15 protein-coding genes and 1 pseudogene are annotated in these 15,937 nt (G+C 60.5%); 11 read left to right on the top strand and 5 right to left on the bottom strand.

What is annotated here, in order from left to right:
• Window positions 1-37 precede the first annotated feature (37 nt).
• Genes AC3RLQ_RS03515 through AC3RLQ_RS03500 form a run of 4 tightly spaced genes read left to right on the top strand, consistent with a single transcriptional unit; the run spans window position 38 to window position 3,457 of the window.
• A complete protein-coding gene (locus tag AC3RLQ_RS03515) occupies window positions 38-331 on the top strand; it encodes a hypothetical protein (RefSeq protein ID WP_493034403.1) in 294 nt (97 codons plus the stop codon).
• A 41-nt stretch (window positions 332-372) separates the two neighbouring features.
• The gene (locus AC3RLQ_RS03510; protein ID WP_493034401.1) at window positions 373-540 is read left to right on the top strand and encodes a hypothetical protein; all 168 of its coding nucleotides are present in this window, start codon (window positions 373-375) and stop codon (window positions 538-540) included.
• 49 nt (window positions 541-589) lie between these two features.
• Window positions 590-2,647 carry a beta strand repeat-containing protein gene (locus AC3RLQ_RS03505; protein WP_493034399.1) on the top strand — a complete coding sequence of 686 codons (2,058 nt, stop codon included), beginning with the start codon at window positions 590-592 and terminating at the stop codon, window positions 2,645-2,647.
• Between the two features lie 6 nt (window positions 2,648-2,653).
• Entirely contained in the window at window positions 2,654-3,457 is an 804-nt protein-coding gene (locus tag AC3RLQ_RS03500) for a hypothetical protein (RefSeq protein WP_493034398.1), read from the top strand.
• Between the two features lie 428 nt (window positions 3,458-3,885).
• Here AC3RLQ_RS03500 and AC3RLQ_RS03495 read toward each other — a convergent pair whose 3' ends face one another.
• On the bottom strand, window positions 3,886-4,281 hold the full coding sequence (locus AC3RLQ_RS03495) for a hypothetical protein (RefSeq protein ID WP_493034396.1): 396 nt from the start codon (window positions 4,279-4,281) through the stop codon (window positions 3,886-3,888).
• Window positions 4,282-4,860: 579 nt separating this feature from the next.
• Here AC3RLQ_RS03495 and AC3RLQ_RS03490 point away from each other — a divergent pair.
• From AC3RLQ_RS03490 to AC3RLQ_RS03465, 6 genes and pseudogenes are all read left to right on the top strand, one after another.
• Window positions 4,861-5,334, top strand: a pseudogene (locus AC3RLQ_RS03490) (glycosyltransferase family 2 protein); the annotation flags it as partial.
• 101 nt (window positions 5,335-5,435) lie between these two features.
• Window positions 5,436-5,753 (top strand): hypothetical protein, encoded by a 318-nt coding sequence (locus AC3RLQ_RS03485; protein WP_493038850.1) that lies wholly within the window; start codon window positions 5,436-5,438, stop codon window positions 5,751-5,753.
• A 13-nt stretch (window positions 5,754-5,766) separates the two neighbouring features.
• Entirely contained in the window at window positions 5,767-6,579 is an 813-nt protein-coding gene (locus AC3RLQ_RS03480) for a sulfotransferase family 2 domain-containing protein (RefSeq protein ID WP_493034394.1), read from the top strand.
• Entirely contained in the window at window positions 6,576-7,220 is a 645-nt protein-coding gene (locus AC3RLQ_RS03475; protein WP_493034392.1) for a glycosyltransferase family 29 protein, read from the top strand. Before AC3RLQ_RS03480 ends, AC3RLQ_RS03475 begins: the two co-directional genes overlap by 4 nt.
• Window positions 7,221-7,248: 28 nt before the next feature.
• On the top strand, window positions 7,249-8,202 hold the full coding sequence (locus AC3RLQ_RS03470) for a capsular polysaccharide export protein, LipB/KpsS family (protein ID WP_493034390.1): 954 nt from the start codon (window positions 7,249-7,251) through the stop codon (window positions 8,200-8,202).
• A gap of 243 nt (window positions 8,203-8,445) precedes the next feature.
• Complete coding sequence (locus AC3RLQ_RS03465; RefSeq protein ID WP_493034388.1) at window positions 8,446-10,092, top strand: capsular polysaccharide export protein, LipB/KpsS family; 1,647 nt, start codon at window positions 8,446-8,448, stop codon at window positions 10,090-10,092.
• 53 nt (window positions 10,093-10,145) lie between these two features.
• Here AC3RLQ_RS03465 and AC3RLQ_RS03460 read toward each other — a convergent pair whose 3' ends face one another.
• Window positions 10,146-10,877: a hypothetical protein gene (locus AC3RLQ_RS03460; protein ID WP_493034386.1), complete on the bottom strand. Its 732-nt coding sequence runs from the start codon at window positions 10,875-10,877 to the stop codon at window positions 10,146-10,148.
• A gap of 576 nt (window positions 10,878-11,453) precedes the next feature.
• Here AC3RLQ_RS03460 and cysC point away from each other — a divergent pair.
• Window positions 11,454-11,996: an adenylyl-sulfate kinase gene (gene cysC, locus AC3RLQ_RS03455; RefSeq protein ID WP_493034384.1), complete on the top strand. Its 543-nt coding sequence runs from the start codon at window positions 11,454-11,456 to the stop codon at window positions 11,994-11,996.
• A 291-nt stretch (window positions 11,997-12,287) separates the two neighbouring features.
• Here cysC and AC3RLQ_RS03450 read toward each other — a convergent pair whose 3' ends face one another.
• The 3 genes from AC3RLQ_RS03450 to AC3RLQ_RS03440 all read right to left on the bottom strand — a co-directional run bounded on the left by AC3RLQ_RS03450 (window position 12,288) and on the right by AC3RLQ_RS03440 (window position 15,885).
• Window positions 12,288-13,484 (bottom strand): leucine-rich repeat domain-containing protein, encoded by a 1,197-nt coding sequence (locus AC3RLQ_RS03450; protein WP_493034382.1) that lies wholly within the window; start codon window positions 13,482-13,484, stop codon window positions 12,288-12,290.
• A gap of 61 nt (window positions 13,485-13,545) precedes the next feature.
• A complete protein-coding gene (locus AC3RLQ_RS03445) occupies window positions 13,546-14,637 on the bottom strand; it encodes a hypothetical protein (RefSeq protein ID WP_493034380.1) in 1,092 nt (363 codons plus the stop codon).
• Between the two features lie 63 nt (window positions 14,638-14,700).
• A complete protein-coding gene (locus AC3RLQ_RS03440; protein ID WP_493034378.1) occupies window positions 14,701-15,885 on the bottom strand; it encodes a leucine-rich repeat domain-containing protein in 1,185 nt (394 codons plus the stop codon).
• Window positions 15,886-15,937 lie beyond the last annotated feature (52 nt).

Below are 15,937 nucleotides of genomic sequence, written 5' to 3'. Positions count from 1 at the left end.
AGTGCAGGCGATATTTTCGCCGAGCGAGTACCTGCTGATGAATTGCGCGACCATTCAGCGTCGGCCGCCCTTCACCTGGGAGGAGAGCGCGCGCGATGCCCTCATCTGCGACGGCCTGGATCAAATCTCCGACTGGAGCCCCGGCGCGGCGCTGGTGGCCTTTGAAAACTACAACGGCACCGGCTACCGCAGGCGCGGCGTCCCCTCCCCCTACCTCTGGTCCTTCACCGACCAGTACCGCTGCGGCAAATACACCGCCGACGGCAGGTACGACCCCCTGGCGGTGAGCCGCCAGTGCGGCTGCGCGGCGCTGCTGAAAATTATTTTTTAATCATCCGCTTGACTATTCAAATCCGGACCCAATACCATAGTATGACATTATTCAATACAGCTCCCCGGGCGCTCCTCAAAGGAGGCCGTGGCACCGAAGGCGGCCGCCGCGCCGCCGGAAAAGAGCAGCCCCCTCCGCAGGAGCACGGAGCCGGGCGGGCCGAGACCCGCCCGGGCGCCGCAGCCGCACCCATGAACGACGCCGCATGACCTTTTTCCCATCGCATAATACCATAAACTACCACCCTATTCACTGACCATGTCACTCCCAGCAGTCACCAGCATCTCCCCTTCCAGCGGACCGCTCATCGGCGGCACCGGCGTGACGATCACCGGAACCAGCTTCACCGGGGCCACAGGCGTCACCATCGGCGGCGCGACGGCCACAGACCTCGTCGTGGTGAGCGACACCAGCATCACCTGCACCACCCCGGCGGGCAGCGCAGGCACGGCCAGCGTGGTCGTCACGACAGGCGCCGGCAGCAACGCGAACAACAGCCTCTTCACCTATGGGCCCACGGTCACCAGCGTCTCGCCGCCCAGCGGCCGGCCCATTGGCGGCACCAGTGTGACGATCACCGGCACGAACTTCACCGGGGCCACCGGCGTCACCATCGGCGGCGTGGCGGCCACCGGCGTCACCGTGGTGAATGCCACCACCATCACCTGCACCACCCCTGCGGGCAGCGCAGGTCCGGCCAGCGTGCTGGTCACGGCCCCCTACGGCACGAATGCGGCCAACACCCTGTACACCTATGGGCCCACGATCACCAGCATCCTGCCAGCCAGCGGCCTGCCCAGCGGCGGCACCCCGGTGACCATCACCGGCCTCGGCTTTGCGGGCGCCAGTGGCGTGACCATCGGCGGCGTCGCGGCCACCGGTTTCTCGCTGAGCACGGACAAAACCCAGATCACCTGCACCACCCCTGCGGGCAGTCTGGGCAGCGCGAGCGTGGTCGTCACGGCCACCATCGGCTCCAATGCGGACAACAGCCTCTTCACCTATGCCGCGGCTCCCACAGTCAGCACCATCTCTCCGGACACGGGCTCGTCCTTGGGCGGCATCAGTGTGACGATCACCGGCACCGATTTCAACGGGGCCACGAGCGTCACCCTTGGCGGCGTGGAGGCGACCGATGTTTCCGTGGTAGATAATACCACCATCACCTGCACCACCGGCCCGGGCATTGCAGGAGCGGTCAGCGTCATCGTCACGACCCCCAGCGGCAAGAATGTGACCGGCCCCCAGTATACCAATGTGGCGCCGCCCACCGTCACCAGCATCACCCCGCCCACCGGCCTGCCCGCCGGCGGTGCCAGCGTGACGATCACCGGCACCCACTTCACCGGGGCCACCAGCGTGACCATCGGCGGCACGTCGGCCACCGATGTGCACGTGAACAATGACACCACCATCACCTGCACCACCCCGGTGGGCAGTGGAGCGGCCAGCGTGCTGGTCACCACCCTCGGCGGCACGAATGCAGCCAACACCCTGTTTACCTACCAGCCACCACCAGCAGTCACCAGCGTCTCGCCGCCCATCGGCGCGTCCACAGGCGGCACCAGTGTGACGATCACCGGCGCAAACTTCATTGGCGCCACCAGCGTCACGATCGGCGGCGTCGCGGCCACGGGGTTCACCGTGGTCAATGCCACCACCATCACCTGCACCACGCCGGCGAAAAGCGCAGGCACAGCCAGCGTGCTGGTCACCACAGACGCCGGCACGAATGCGGCCAACAGCCTGTTTTTGTATGTGGTGGCAGCGCCCACAGACACCTACATCTATCTCAAAGGCGGACGTGGCGACGGCTTTGTGCCGCTCTGGACCGGGACACTGGCCGAGGAGGGCATGGTCAGCGACACCGGCAGCGCCCAGGGCACCGCCGGCAAGGAGGTCAGCGAGCCCTACCGGGACATCCACAACTACTCCACCACCGTCAAAGCTGCGGTGCAGACACCCTATAACTACACGATCAACGCGGGGGAGATGGTGCTCAGCGGCACCGCCCTCAAAGCCACTGGTGCAACACCCGCACTGTTCACTGGAGTCACCCTCAATGGCCTCCCCCCCGCTGGCATTTTCTCATCCGCCACCGGCTTTGGTATCGGTGCAGTTCCGACCTCTACTGGAGCGGGCAGCCTGGCACTGACGGGACTCACCCCGCAGGTGTCAGACGAGGTGGCGCATGAGAAGCCCCGGCAGTACGCCCGGGTGGCCACCTGGCTGATCTTCATCTCTCAGAACGGGCTGCCTTACAAATTCCGCAAGGACTCCGTCCTCGGCTGGGGCTCCAAACCACGCAGCGAATAACCCGCCATGCCCTCCATCAACATCAACTTCGACTGGGTGGACACACCCAATCCCACCGAGCGCGCCTTCTCCATCACCGCGAAGGAAGGAGCGGGGGACATGATCCCCGACTTCCTCAACAACATCGTGCTCTGGAGCGACTGCCCCGCGTGGATCAAAAACGCCGAGACCATCCCCGAACACCTGCAGGGCTACACCCTGGTGAGCGCCGCCAAGGCAGACTACCAGAAGCGCACCTTCATCTTCGGCAAGACCCGCACATTGGAGGAGCGCAACAAGCCCTACCACGTGGAGTGGGAGCTCCGCCCCATGGCCTGGCCCACCGTGCTCTACAAGCTCTGGTTTGAAGAAGGCAAAATCCCCATCTCCGGCACGGACAGCAACGGCAACATCCAGAGCACCAAGAGCCTGCTGGAGCGCTCCAAATTCCGCCGTGGCGCCGTCTATCCCACCTGGCACAAGATCAGCCGCTTCCTGGCCGAGCGCCCCTTTGCCAAGACGCAGCACCTCACCCCCATCACCGACACCATCAATTACTCCTTTGATGGCATCAGCGGCAGCTACCCCGACTGCCTGCACCCCGACTGCAGCTTCCCGCAGATCCAGGGCAGCAGCAAAGTCATCTTCGGCGCCGGCACCACCGGCGTGGAGATCGGCGGAGACCTCATCGCGCAGTTCTATCCCGCCACCAACATGACGGACTGGGAAAAGCACGTCATCGAAGACTCCCGCTACCCCGTCACCGGCATGTACTTCCGCCAGCTCGTGGAAGCCTACCCGCCCATCGACGACCGCGAAATCCAGGGGTGAGCACTGCATTCCCGCAGTGAGGCTCCACCTCAAGCAATACCATATGTCACCAGAAAGCAGCATCTAGAAATCCTCCCACCTCCTCGCGCTTGCGGCACGCAATGATCGAGAACGAGAACGAGAACGAGAACGATTCCCAGAAGCTCCGCATCCAGCATCCAGCATCCAGCATCCAGCATCCAGCATCCAGCATCCGGCCATGCAATCCGACCACCCCACGCCCCCCTCTGACCACTGGCTCGCCAGCCCCGTGACCGTCTCGCAGGATGGCATCCAGACAACCACCGGCATCGGCCAGAACAACACCATCATCCGCCAGCCCGCGCAGCCCATGGTGAATTACAGCAGCGGCAGCGGCGCCAGCACCCAGGCCAGCCTGCCACCACCTAAAACAGGCAAGGTGGGCAATCTGTGGAATGACTTTTTCATCAGCCTGGGCTTCGACCCGAATTCGGGCGGAGGCGGGGGCGGAGGCGGGGGGGGGACTGGAGGTGGGGGCGGAGATCCGACGCCGCATCCGACGCCACATCCGACGCCACATCCGACTCCACACCCACACCCACACCCGCACCCACACCCACACCCACACCCACACCCACACCCGCACCCACACCCACACCCGCACCCGCACCCGCACCCGCACCCGCATCCGCATCCGCATCCGCATCCGCACCCGCACCCGCACCCGCATCCGCATCCGCATCCGCACCCGCACCCGCACCCGCACCCGCATCCGCATCCGCATCCGCATCCGCATCCGCATCCGCATCCGCATCCGCATCCGCATCCGCATCCGACAACGACAACGACAACGACAACGACAACCACCACGACCACGACCACAACCACGCCTACTCCAACGACCACGACAACGACAACGACCACAACGCCTACTCCAACCACCACGACTACGACCACAACCACGCCTCCTCCGACTACGACCACAACCACGCCTCCTCCGACTACGACCACAACCACGCCTCCTCCGACTACGACCACAACCACGCCTCCTCCGACTACGACCACAACCACGCCTCCTCCGACTACGACCACAACTACGCCTCCTCCGACTACCACGACCACACCTCCTCCGACCACCACAACTACGCCTCCTCCGACCACCACAACTACGCCTCCTCCGACCACCACGACCACGCCTCCTCCGACCACCACAACTACGCCTCCTCCGACCACCACGACCACGCCTCCTCCGACCACCACGACCACACCTCCATGAAGGTCACCTGCATCATGACTGGCAACGACTCCAGCCTGCGCGATCTCGTTCGGAGATCAGGACTCGGCGTGCATGAGTGGGCGCTGAGATTCAACGGATTCTCGCTTGGGGCACCTGCCTCACCTACCGTGCCACGCAGCCACCTGCCGTTTACGGCTCGCTCAGCATGGCCGTCATGTTTTCGGCTGCTTATGCCATGGGGCCCACCAGCCGCAGAAAGGAACCGGCATTTCTCATGAACCGATCCTTGACCATCGGCATGCTGACGTATGACGACTTCGACGGCGTCTATTTCACCGTGCAAAGCCTGAGACTGCACCACCCGGAGGCAATGGAACAGGTAGAGTTTCTCATCCTCGACAACCACAGCGAAAGCGCGCACGGGAAGGCGGTCAAAGATCTGACAGCATGGGTGCGCCAGCCGCTGCGTTATATGCCAGTCACTGGGCGCACGGGCACAGCCCTGCGGGACATGATCTTTGAGCATGCTCAGACTCCGCACGTCCTATGCTTGGACTCACACGTGATGCTGGCCCCCGGAGCGTTGACAAAACTCATCGCCTTCATGGACGCCGGCCATGATGCCGGCAACCTGCTGCAGGGCCCCTTGATCATGGACAATCTGGACCAGGTGCAGACGCACATGGAGCCTGTTTGGCGCGCAGGCATGTGGGGCATCTGGGCGCATGACAAACGAGGCGATGACATGAAATCCCCCCCTTTGAAATTCCCGCCCATGGCATGGGTCTGTTCGCCTGCCGCAAAGACGCCTGGCTGGGGTTCAACACAGACTTCCGGGGGTTTGGCGGAGAGGAATGCTACATCCATGAAAAGTTCCGCCAGGCAGGCCGCAAGACGTTATGCCTGCCCTTCCTGCGCTGGCTGCACCGCTTCGCCAGGCCGGCCGGCGTCCCCTACCCCAATTGCTGGAAAGACCGCATTCACAACTACCTGCTGGGCCATGCCGAACTGGGGCTGGATCCAGAGCCCGTGATCAAACACTTCCGCAGTCATCTTGGCGATGCCTTGGTCGATTCGGCCCTCCCTTCCATCACCTAGCCGCTTTGAAAGCATGATTTTTCACCAACATAAAGCGGTCTTTTTCCACATCCCCAAAACCGCCGGTTACGCCATGGAGCAACACTTCGCCCCAGGCGATCTGGACTACACAGTCTATGACTCCGGATGCGTCTTTGGCATGAAGGACAGCCTGATGACGCAGCATTTCCCTTACTCAGAGATGATCAAACTCGTGTCCCAGGACATCATGCGGGAGTACTTCAAGTTCGCCTTCGTCCGCAATCCATGGGACCGCCTGTTCAGCGCCTACGCCTATTTGAAAACGCTGCATGACAAACTGTACGGCGGCTTTGAACAATGGCTGAGCTTTGTCTGTGCTCAGGTTCGTGAACGCACATACGAGCCCGGCGCGCATCACGCACCGCAGTCCGACTATCTGCTGCATGAAGGCAGCGAGGTGCTGGACTTTGTGGGGAGGTATGAAAACCTTCAGCAGGATTTTGCCTCAGTCTGCTCCAGGCTGGGCATTGCCAGCGGCCAGCTACCCGTGCTAAACAAGACACTCCTGAAGACGGGGCATTACAGCGAGTTTTACAACCGTTCCATGGTTGAACTCGTGGGCGCGACTTATCACCAAGAAATCGCCTTGCTTGATTACTCTTTTGAGCCAGCCCCATTGTCCGAACAAGCGGCCCAGACGGGCACGGAATCAACATCCCAGATAACGCCTCAATCGAATGGACGGCCTAAAAATCTGAGGATTGCGGAACTGCCTGGAGACTTGTCATTTCATTCAAATTCCTCCGCCTGTTCGGCCGAAAAGCGCGGACACACCCACTCGCAAATTCCCCATCTTAAACCATGAGCCCGACACTGCCCATTCGTGGTATTGAGACAAAGCCAATGGTTATATCACCACCAGCGGTGCCCTTGGAGATTCCGCTACATCATACCGTATGCCTTGTAGGAAACGGCCCCGGAGTCCTTCACTGCTCAGGTGCTGATATTGATGCACATGACGTGGTCATTCGCTTCAACAGATTCCGGCTGGCAGGTTTTGAGCAGCATACCGGAGTAAAAACCACGATATGGAGCACCTTCGGCCACGGCTACCTGCCCGGAGACGAAGATCAGAGACCCAAACGCATGATCTTTGCGTACGGTGAAACCGGGGAGCCAGCCTACACACCTGATGTCATTCATCGTCTTCCCCGTGCGTTCTATCGGGCCGTTCAACAAAGGGTCAGGGAACACTCCCAACGCACTGGAGAGACTCTAGCTCACACAGGAATGACCAGCGGGTTGGTAGTTGCCGTCTGGCTGCTGGAATCCATTGGCGTTTCTTCTTTGTCGCTGGCCGGCTTCGACCACTTCAGCAAAAGCCGGAGCAAATTGCATCACTATTACAATCCACAGCCTTATGCGAAGCCTCCAGAACACGATGGTGAAGCGGAGGCCGCCATACTAACTCCCTATGTGGAAAATGGCAAAGTACGTTACTTATAGCATAGCCCCTATCAGCTCGTTATAATCCATGAAAATATTCGCCATCGGTTTGGTCAACAATCGCTTTAGTGAAAGCCCGCTAGGAGCCTGGGTGCATGAGCGATGTGAGGAGGCAGGTGTTGAAATGCGGTGGGTGCAGTTCTCTGCAAGGAACATCTGTCATTACAAACCTTTGTTTCTGGAGCATGCAAATGTGCTGACGTGGAGCTACCGGATGCCGCACGCATGGATGACGAGTCGCAGGCAGAATGTACTGTTTATGCAGACGAGTCTCATCCATCAGCCAGCGGGTGTTTTTGTGGATCATGGCGGTTACTTTGCAGACTCCAACTTATGCCGCTTGCAGACATGGCGTGAAACACATGATGTTGACGTTTTCACCACCGCAAAACGGTGGTTTGGCTGGGAGTTTGGCGCTGGTGGCACGAAAGACGGGCCGCTGCTGGTGGCGCTGCAAAAGCGGGTCGATGCGCCAATGCGGTACTATTTCCCGCTGGCTGCAACTGAAGCCGACAAAGTGGTACACACCTTGAAACTGCTCAAGGAGCATCTGCCGTTCGGACGAGACGTTCTCATTCGCCCGCATCCCGGTGAACGAAAATTATTCACCACGGATTTTGATGCCGCCACCGGCGGTCAATGGCGTGAAGAATGGAAGCTGGACATGTCCGGCACACTCGCGGAACGACTGCCCCAATGCGCAGCCCTGGTCACTGTCAACTCGACCTGTGCCAGCGAGGCTGCGCTACTAGGCATTCCTACTGCAACGCTTGGCAGAGGCGCTTTCACCGGCAGTGGCGTGACACTAGAGTGCGCTGACAACCCCGCCCTGCTGACGGAGACTTTTTCCTGGGCGCCGGACATGGACCGCTGCGCAGCCTATGTTCGAGCAGTGCTGGGCAGACATTTCTTGCCCTATGATGCCCAGGGTGCAGATTCGGCTGAATTCACCGCATGGCTTGAAAAGGCCCGTTCAGGATGAATAAACCGGCGGGATGCTGAAAACCGCCGGTTAACGTAGTCCGTCAGCCATCAAAAGAAGGCACGCTCCCCTTGACTCTCATAACAGCCCCTATGTTTTGCCCCCATATATTAGTTTTTACCACTTTATGCCATAAATGACAACGAATACCACCCCAGTGACAACCGCCCTTGGTTTAAATGGCGGCAGAGAACCCCGTCATCGGAACTTCCTTGCCATTGAGCAGCCCCCTCAACCGAGATTATGAAAGACTGCATCGGCATCTATCAAGGAAGCTTTTTCCAGCGTCCACTGAGGACATGGATTGAACAACGCTGCGCCGAAGAGGGCGTGCGTGTGACATGGAAGCATGTGCATCCAGGCAACCGGAACGAATACGGCCCTGCGTTCATGTCCTCTCCGAACGTAATCACATGGAGTTTTAAGATGCCATGGTCATGGATGACGCGCCGGAGGCAGAACGTACTATTTCTCGAAAACAGCCTCATTCACCAGGCGGCGGGTGCCTTTATTGATCACCGGGGCTACTTTTCAGACTCAAACCTCTGCCAGAAACGCACCTGGGAACAAAACCATGAGATCGACGTCGAACGCATGGCGAAGGAATGGTTCGGATGGGAGTTGGGCAGCGGCGGCACGCTTGATGGACCGCTGCTCGTGGCACTGCAGATGCGGAGGGATGCCAGCCTGCGACAATACTTTCCTTTGGGCGACAAGTTTGCCGACAAAACCGCCGGCACACTGGAGATGCTGCGCGACCACCTGCCACGCGGCCGACGCATCTTGATTCGTCCGCACCCACGCGAGCGGGCAATGTTTCTAAACGACCTCAATACCGCCACAGGCGGCTGCTGGCGCGATGACTGGACTCTTGATTGCGAGAACACGCTGGCGGAGCGCCTGCCCCAGTGTTCGGCCTTGGTGACGGTGAATTCGACCTGTGCCAGCGAGGCCGCTCTTTTGGGCATCCCCACCGCGACTCTGGGAAAAGCAGCCTACTCCGGCAGTGGCGTGACATTGGAGTGTGCTGAGGCTCCTGAGCGGCTGGCATTGCTCCCCATTTTCAAGCCAGACCTGCAACGTTGCAGAGCCTATGCAGCCGCCATTCTGGGAAGGCACTTTTTGCCTTATGATTTCCAGGGCAGCCGCACCTGTCTGGAATTCGAAAACTGGCTGCAAGCTTGTGTCGGGGACAAGCACTTTCACACCTCAAAATCAACACACTTGGGCAGCCATAGGGGTTTGGCTCAAGGAGACTCAAATCAGGTAGAACATCTTGCCATATCCATTATGAATAACACTGCATTCGTCACCATCGAGGAACTGTTGAAAGATATTGAGTCTTGTAGCGAAGTATTAACCCGCCATCAAATCTGGCATCGTTATCTCTCAGCAGTGAATAAAGGCCTTTGTCTAGAGTTCGGAGTTTTCAAGGGATCTTCAATCAATTACATGGCGGAAGCTCGACCCAATGCCAATTTTCACGGCTTTGATAGTTTTGAGGGTTTGCCTGAAGATTGGAGGACTGGTCGCAGAGCTGGGCACTTTACCCTGAACTCGATAATGCCTGTGGTCCGGTCGAATGTCACCCTTCACCGCGGTTGGTTTGAAAAAACTCTTCCAATTTTTATTTCACAACCTCCTCCAATCACCCCGCTTCAAGCCGTTCACATTGATTGTGACCTCGGGTCTTCAACCACCACCGTGCTTAATGAACTGACGCATTGGTTGTTACGAGACAAGCCTGTATTGCTATTTGATGAGTTTATCGGCTATAATGGTTTCCGTGAGCACGAGATCAAAGCATTCTGTAACTGGTGCAATGCCCATCAAGCCAGATTCAAGGTTTTAGGAAGAGGTAAAGAGCAAGTACTACTGCAGCTGCTATAAAAAATAATTCGTGCGAAAAGGTAGCTATGTTCGTTAACTGCACGTTGAATTGACTACTTCGTCGGCGGAGGGGCAAGCTTCATATAACGTTTGCCTACATCCGGCATATTGAGTTCGACGATTTCTCCGGTTAGGTTGATAAGAAAAGGTGCCTTGCGGTCCAAGATCAGGCTGAATTGCCCGGGAGTACTCGTTTTTTTCCAAGTGCCAGTTTGGGGACTCGGGCGGTCAAAAATTTGAAGCACCACAGTTCTATTCTTTTTGAAGGTCATTGAGCCAACGGCAGGGCGGTCGGCAGCCATGTGATAGGTCCAATGTTCTGGAATGACGTCGCCGTTTTCGAATGTTGCAGAAACTCTCCCCGCCTCGATCTCCGCCCGCACCTTCCCTAGTTCCGTCACCGTTTCAATTTTTGGTCCGCCAGCGGTTTTCAGCATGCTCTCAATTCGCGCGATGCTGGATTTCTGTACAGGTGCGAGCGCCTTGGTACGCGCCTCATCATACAGGGAAAAAAGCTGCACGGCACTGGCTTGCGGTGCGGGCACAGGTTCACCGGCGAGCTTGACCTTGAGCTGGCTGGTGAGTTCTTCAGCCCCGGCGGTGTCTCCGCTGGAGACGAGCTTGGTGATGATCGGCGTCGCGGCTTTTTCCAGGGACTGGTTCAGACGCTCCACCGCCTGGGCGGCCTGTTTGCGGTAGTCCTTGAGGATGGCGTCCGGACTGTCAGCGAGGGAGGATGAGGTGGCGAACGAGGCCAGCAGGAGGGCGAGGAGCAGTTGTTTCATGGGCACGTGGTTGGGTGGTCGGAAGATACACTTAGGAACATAACCGCAAGCTGAATTGAAGTTTATGATGCTCCGTTGAACATCAGATTAAAAGACGTGACAACTACGTGTAACGCTTACTGTCGAGTGGCGGCTGGCAGTCACGGCCAACCGACATGGAGCTGGAACATGCCTGTGTCTTGGAGCGGGCGGGGGGGAGCCGCGTCCTGCCCGGCAGCAGGCAGGCCATTTCCCATCAGATTGGCCATGCATGCCCCGGGCCAGGCCGCTGCGGCGATGCCCTCGTAGCGCGGCGGCCATTTCCCTCCGGTGAGAGGCGGTGAATCCGGGAGAACTGCAGGGCCAGTTCGGCAGGCCGGGGCGGCTCATGCAGGCACCCGCAGGCCTTTGCCTCCCGCTTGCTTTTGCCATTTAATATTGTAATATACCACACAAAAGCATCGCATCAGCTCCAAGGCCGGACCTGCGCCGAAACCTGCCATGCAGCGACGGCCCTGCCCGGTCACTCCTTTGAACAAGCCTCCCCGCCTCTCCATCTGGATGATCCGGGCCTGGCATCACCTCCCCGGATTTTTCATGACTTCAACATTTCCCAAACGCGTTTTCTGGCTTTACGGCCTCTCCGGAGCCGGCAAGACGACTCTGGCCAATCAGGTGGCGAAACGGCTTCAGGAGAAGGGACATGCGCCGCTGGTCCTGGATGGCGACGCCCTGCGTTCCGGCCTGTGCCGGGATCTGGGCTTCGCGCCGGAAGACCGCCTGGAAAATGTCCGCCGCACAGCCGAGCTGGCGCGGCTGCTTTCCGCACAGGGGCATCTTGTCATTTCCGCCCTGATGACTCCGCATGAAAGCATGCGCAAGCTTGCCCGCCGCATCATTGGAGACGCCTTGTTTTACGAGGTTTACCTCCGCTGCGACTACAGCACCTGTGCGCGGCGGGACCCGAAAGGCCTCTATGCCAGGGCTGATGCCGGAGTGGCGAAACACCTGCCAGGCAAGGACATGGCCTTTGAAGAGCCGCCACGGCCTGACCTGGTCTTAGAAACGGGCCGCAGATCCGTCCAAGACTGCGTGGAGGCGCTTCATTCCGTGATCACCCTTGAAATGAACACCCGGTAAAGCGCCGGCTGCGTGGTGTTCACGACCGGAAGCGACACCGGCTTTCGGCACGCACGGGCAGCCTGCACCAAAGCCACGCCACACACTGCCAGTGCAGCCTGTCGCATGGCCCTGCCTGCCCGGGCGCGTCGCCCCCTTCCCCATGCCTATTTGCCAAAGGTCACCTTGAGAAGAAGGTGTTTCATGTGCGCGTGATTGAGTGGGGCGAACTAAAATGGAGGGCAAGCTGAATCCGGCCCCGGCTGGGAGGGAGGCCGTGCGGCTGGCGCACTAGGCACCGCGCCCCCCCGTTCACTTGGTGAAGATCACCGCGAGTGCCGGGCGCGCTTTTTTCAGGGGGGCGACGCCCTCTGGTGTGACCATGGGGGAGGTCACGGTGAGTTCTTCGAGGTGGCGCAGGCCTGCGAGCCTGGCCATGCCGGCATCGGTGACGCTGGTCCTGCCGATGTGCAGGTATTTGAGGCTGGTCATCTGCCCGATCCATTCCAGATCCGCATCGGTGACGCGGGTGCACCCTGAAAGCCTCAGGTTTTCAAAGGACTTCAGACCGGTGAGGAAGCGGAGGTGCCGCCCTTCAATGTTGGGCAGCAGATTGAGCGTCAGGGTCTTGAGTGACTTGCACTGCCCGAGGCTCTCAAATCCGGTGCCGGTGACGCCCTCGCCATTGGCGCCGATGTTCAGCGACTCCAGCTTCTCGCAGCCGGCCAGATGCTTCAGCCCCTCATCGCTGATGCGGCCCGTGGCCCAGAGAAAGAGGCCGGTGAGTTTCTTCATCCCCGCAAAGGCGGCCAGGCCTTCGTCGGTCAAACCTCTGCCGCCGTTCCAGGTGAAGCTTTTGAGCCGCTTGAAGGCACCGATCTGCAGAAGATCGGCGGTGGTGAGATTGGTGCTGACAAAGGTGACCTCGTCTCCGTCTCCGCTGCTGGTGCAGGTGCCGCCCAGAGCTTTCACGACTTCAGCCAGCGACTTCCCCGCCCCGGCAGCGCTGCCCGTGGGGTTTTGGGCGGTTTCTGCTGCGGCGGGCATGGCCGGGGTGCTGCCGGCCGCTGCGGCTGAATTTCCTGCCTCGATCTCTGCGCGCACCTTCCCCAGTTCGGTCACCAGTTCCAGCTTGGGGCTGCCCGTACCTGGCTTGAGCATGGTTTCAATGCGGGAGATGCTGGCCCTCTGCACGGGCTCCAGCGCCTTGGCACGCGCCTGGTCATACTGCGCAAAGAGCAGCGTGGCGCTGGCCTGCGGCGTGGTCACGGGCTCCCCTGCCAGCTTGGCCTTGAGCTGCGCGGCCAGTTGCTCGGCGCCGCTGGTGTCCCCGCTGGTCACCAACTTGGCGATCAGCGGTGTGGTGGCCTGCTCCAGGGTCTCGTTGAGCTTCGTCACCGCCGCCGCAGCCGCCTTGCGGTAGTCTTCGGCGATCTTTGCCGGAGTGTCCGCGAGAGCGGTGGAAAAAGAGACCACCAGCAGGAGGACGAAGGGGAGAATGTGTTTCATGGGAGTGGGGGAGGAGGAACAGTGGAATCGGTGGCGTGGAAAATCTGAAGTGCTGCGCGGCCTAGGCCTTGGGGGCCTTCACCCGCAAATAGCGCAGGCCGCGCACTTGGTCGGGCGAGGCGGCCTCGGGCCGGTCCAGGGTGCCGGTGCTGCCTTTGATTTCCATCTTCCACTCGCCGAAGCCTTCCACGGTGAGGGTCACCCTGTTCCCCTTGGCATTCGCCTTCCAGAGGCCGGTGTGCGGTATTTTTGGATTGGCCAGGTCGTTGATGCTGACGGTGCCGTCCGGATGAAAATGCAGCTCCCCATGGGCGGGGCCCACGGAGCCATCGGGCCGCTCGGTGGCATGGTAGGTCCACTGCTCGGCCACGAAGGAGAGGGCGGCCGCTCCACCCTTCCCTGCCTCCGCCTCCGCACGCGCCGTGCCCGGCTGCGCCTTGGCCTTGAGGTAGCGCGTGCCGACGGGGCGCACCAGCTCGGCCTCATTGCCATGGATCCGCATCTCGCAGTTTTCCACGCCTTTGTCGGTGTCGAGCACCACTTTGAGCACGTTCGCTTCACGGGTGGCCGACCATTTGCCGGGCGTGGAGTCATTGACGTTGCCCAGGACCAGCGTGCCGTCCGGTTTCATGTCGATGAAGCCATTGTCCACCAGCCTTTCTGGCTTCATGTGATACGACCAGTGCATGGGAAAATGACTGGCGGGCACGGCTGCGGCGGCAGCAACTCCCGCATTGATCTCCGCGCGCACCTTGCCCAGCTCCGTCACCACTTCCAGATTGCCGCCCTCCTTGCCATTGAGCATGGCCTCGATGCGTGCCACGGCGGCCTTATGCGCGGCGTCCAGCGCCTTCACGCGTGCGGCGTCGTAGAGCTTGAAGATGTTCGCGGCGCTGGCCTGCGGCGTGGCCACCGGCTCCCCGGCCAGCTTCGCCTTGAGCTGCTGCTGCAGCTCCTCAGCGCCTGCGGTGTCCCCGGCTTTCACCAGCGCGGCGATCAGCGGCACGGTGGCCTTTTCCAGCGTCTCGTTCACCTTCACCAGCGCTGCCGCCGAGGCCTTGCGGTAGTCTTCGGCGATCTTCGCCGGGGTGTCCGCCAGGGCAGTGGAAAGGGAGGCCAGCAGCAGGAGCGCGGTGAGGAGCAGGTGTTTCATGAGCGAAAGAGTGTCGTTAATGAGAAATGGATGGCTGCGGGGGCAAATTCGGGAGCACCCCGTTCACTTGGTGAAGATCACCACCAGAGAAGGGCACACTTGAGTGAGCACCTTCACGCCCTCCGGCGTCACCAGCGGTGCGGAGACGGTCAGCTCCTTCAGGTGGCGCAGCCCCGTCAGCCTGGCCAGCCCGGCATCGGTGACGCGGGTCCTTCCCACATGCAGGTGGGTGAGCTGCGTCATCTGCCCCACCCATTCCATATCCGCATCGTTGATGAGACTGCACGCCGAGAGCCTCAGGTTTTCCAAAGACTTCAGCTTGCTGAGGAAGCGCAGGTTCTGCCCTTCGATCTTGGGGAGTGCATTGAGCGTCAGCTCGCGCAGGGACTTGCACTGGCCCAGGCTCTCGAAGCCGGCACCTGTGATGCCGTCGCCATTGCCGCCGATGTTTAGCACCTCCAGCTTTTCACAGCCGCCGAGGTGCTTGAGGCCCGCATCGGTGATGGGTCCTTTGGCCCATAGAAACAGGAAATCGAGACTCTTCATCCCTTCAAATGCCGCCATGCCCTCATCGGTCAGGCCGGAACCGGAAACCCAGTTGAAGGTCTTGAGGCTCTTGAGCGCCCCCAGTTGCAGCAGGTCGGCGGTTGAGAGGACGGTGCTGGTCAGTTTGATCTCATCCCCTGTGCTTCCATGGGTGTATTCACCGCCGAGTTTGCTGACCAGTTCGGCCACCTGCCTGGCAGCACTGGCGCCGCCCTTGGGCACCTCGGCGCTGCCCGGCAGCGCTGGGCTGCTGCCCGCTGCGGCGGCAGGGTTCCCTGCCTCGATCTCCGCCCTCACCTTTCCCAGTTCGGTCACCAGTTCCAGCTTGGGGCTGCCCGTACCTGGCTTGAGCATGGTTTCAATGCGGGCGATGCTGGCCTTCTGCACGGGCTCCAGCGCCTTCGCACGCGCCTGGTCATACTGCGCAAAAAGCAGCGTGGCGCTGGCCTGCGGCGTGGTCACGGGCTCGCCCGCCAGCTTGGCCTTGAGCTGCGCGGCCAGTTGCTCGGCGCCGCTGGTGTCCCCGCTGGTCACCAGCTTGGCGATCAGCGGCGTGGTGGCCTGCTCCAGCGTCTCGTTGAGCTTCGTCACCGCCGCCGCAGCCGCCTTGCGGTAATCCTCCGCGATCTTCGCGGGCGTCTCCGCGAGAGCGGTGGAAAAAGAGACCACCAGCAGGAGGACGAAGGGGAGAATGTGTTTCATGGGAGTGGGGGAAAAAGAGACTTCCGGGGGATGGCGGCGCGGGTGATGTAGG

The organism is Prosthecobacter sp. GW821-HT29F12 (assembly GCF_058803405.1).
Note: the sequence above shows the minus strand (reverse complement) of the source record. Positions and strands in the feature narration are given on the sequence as shown.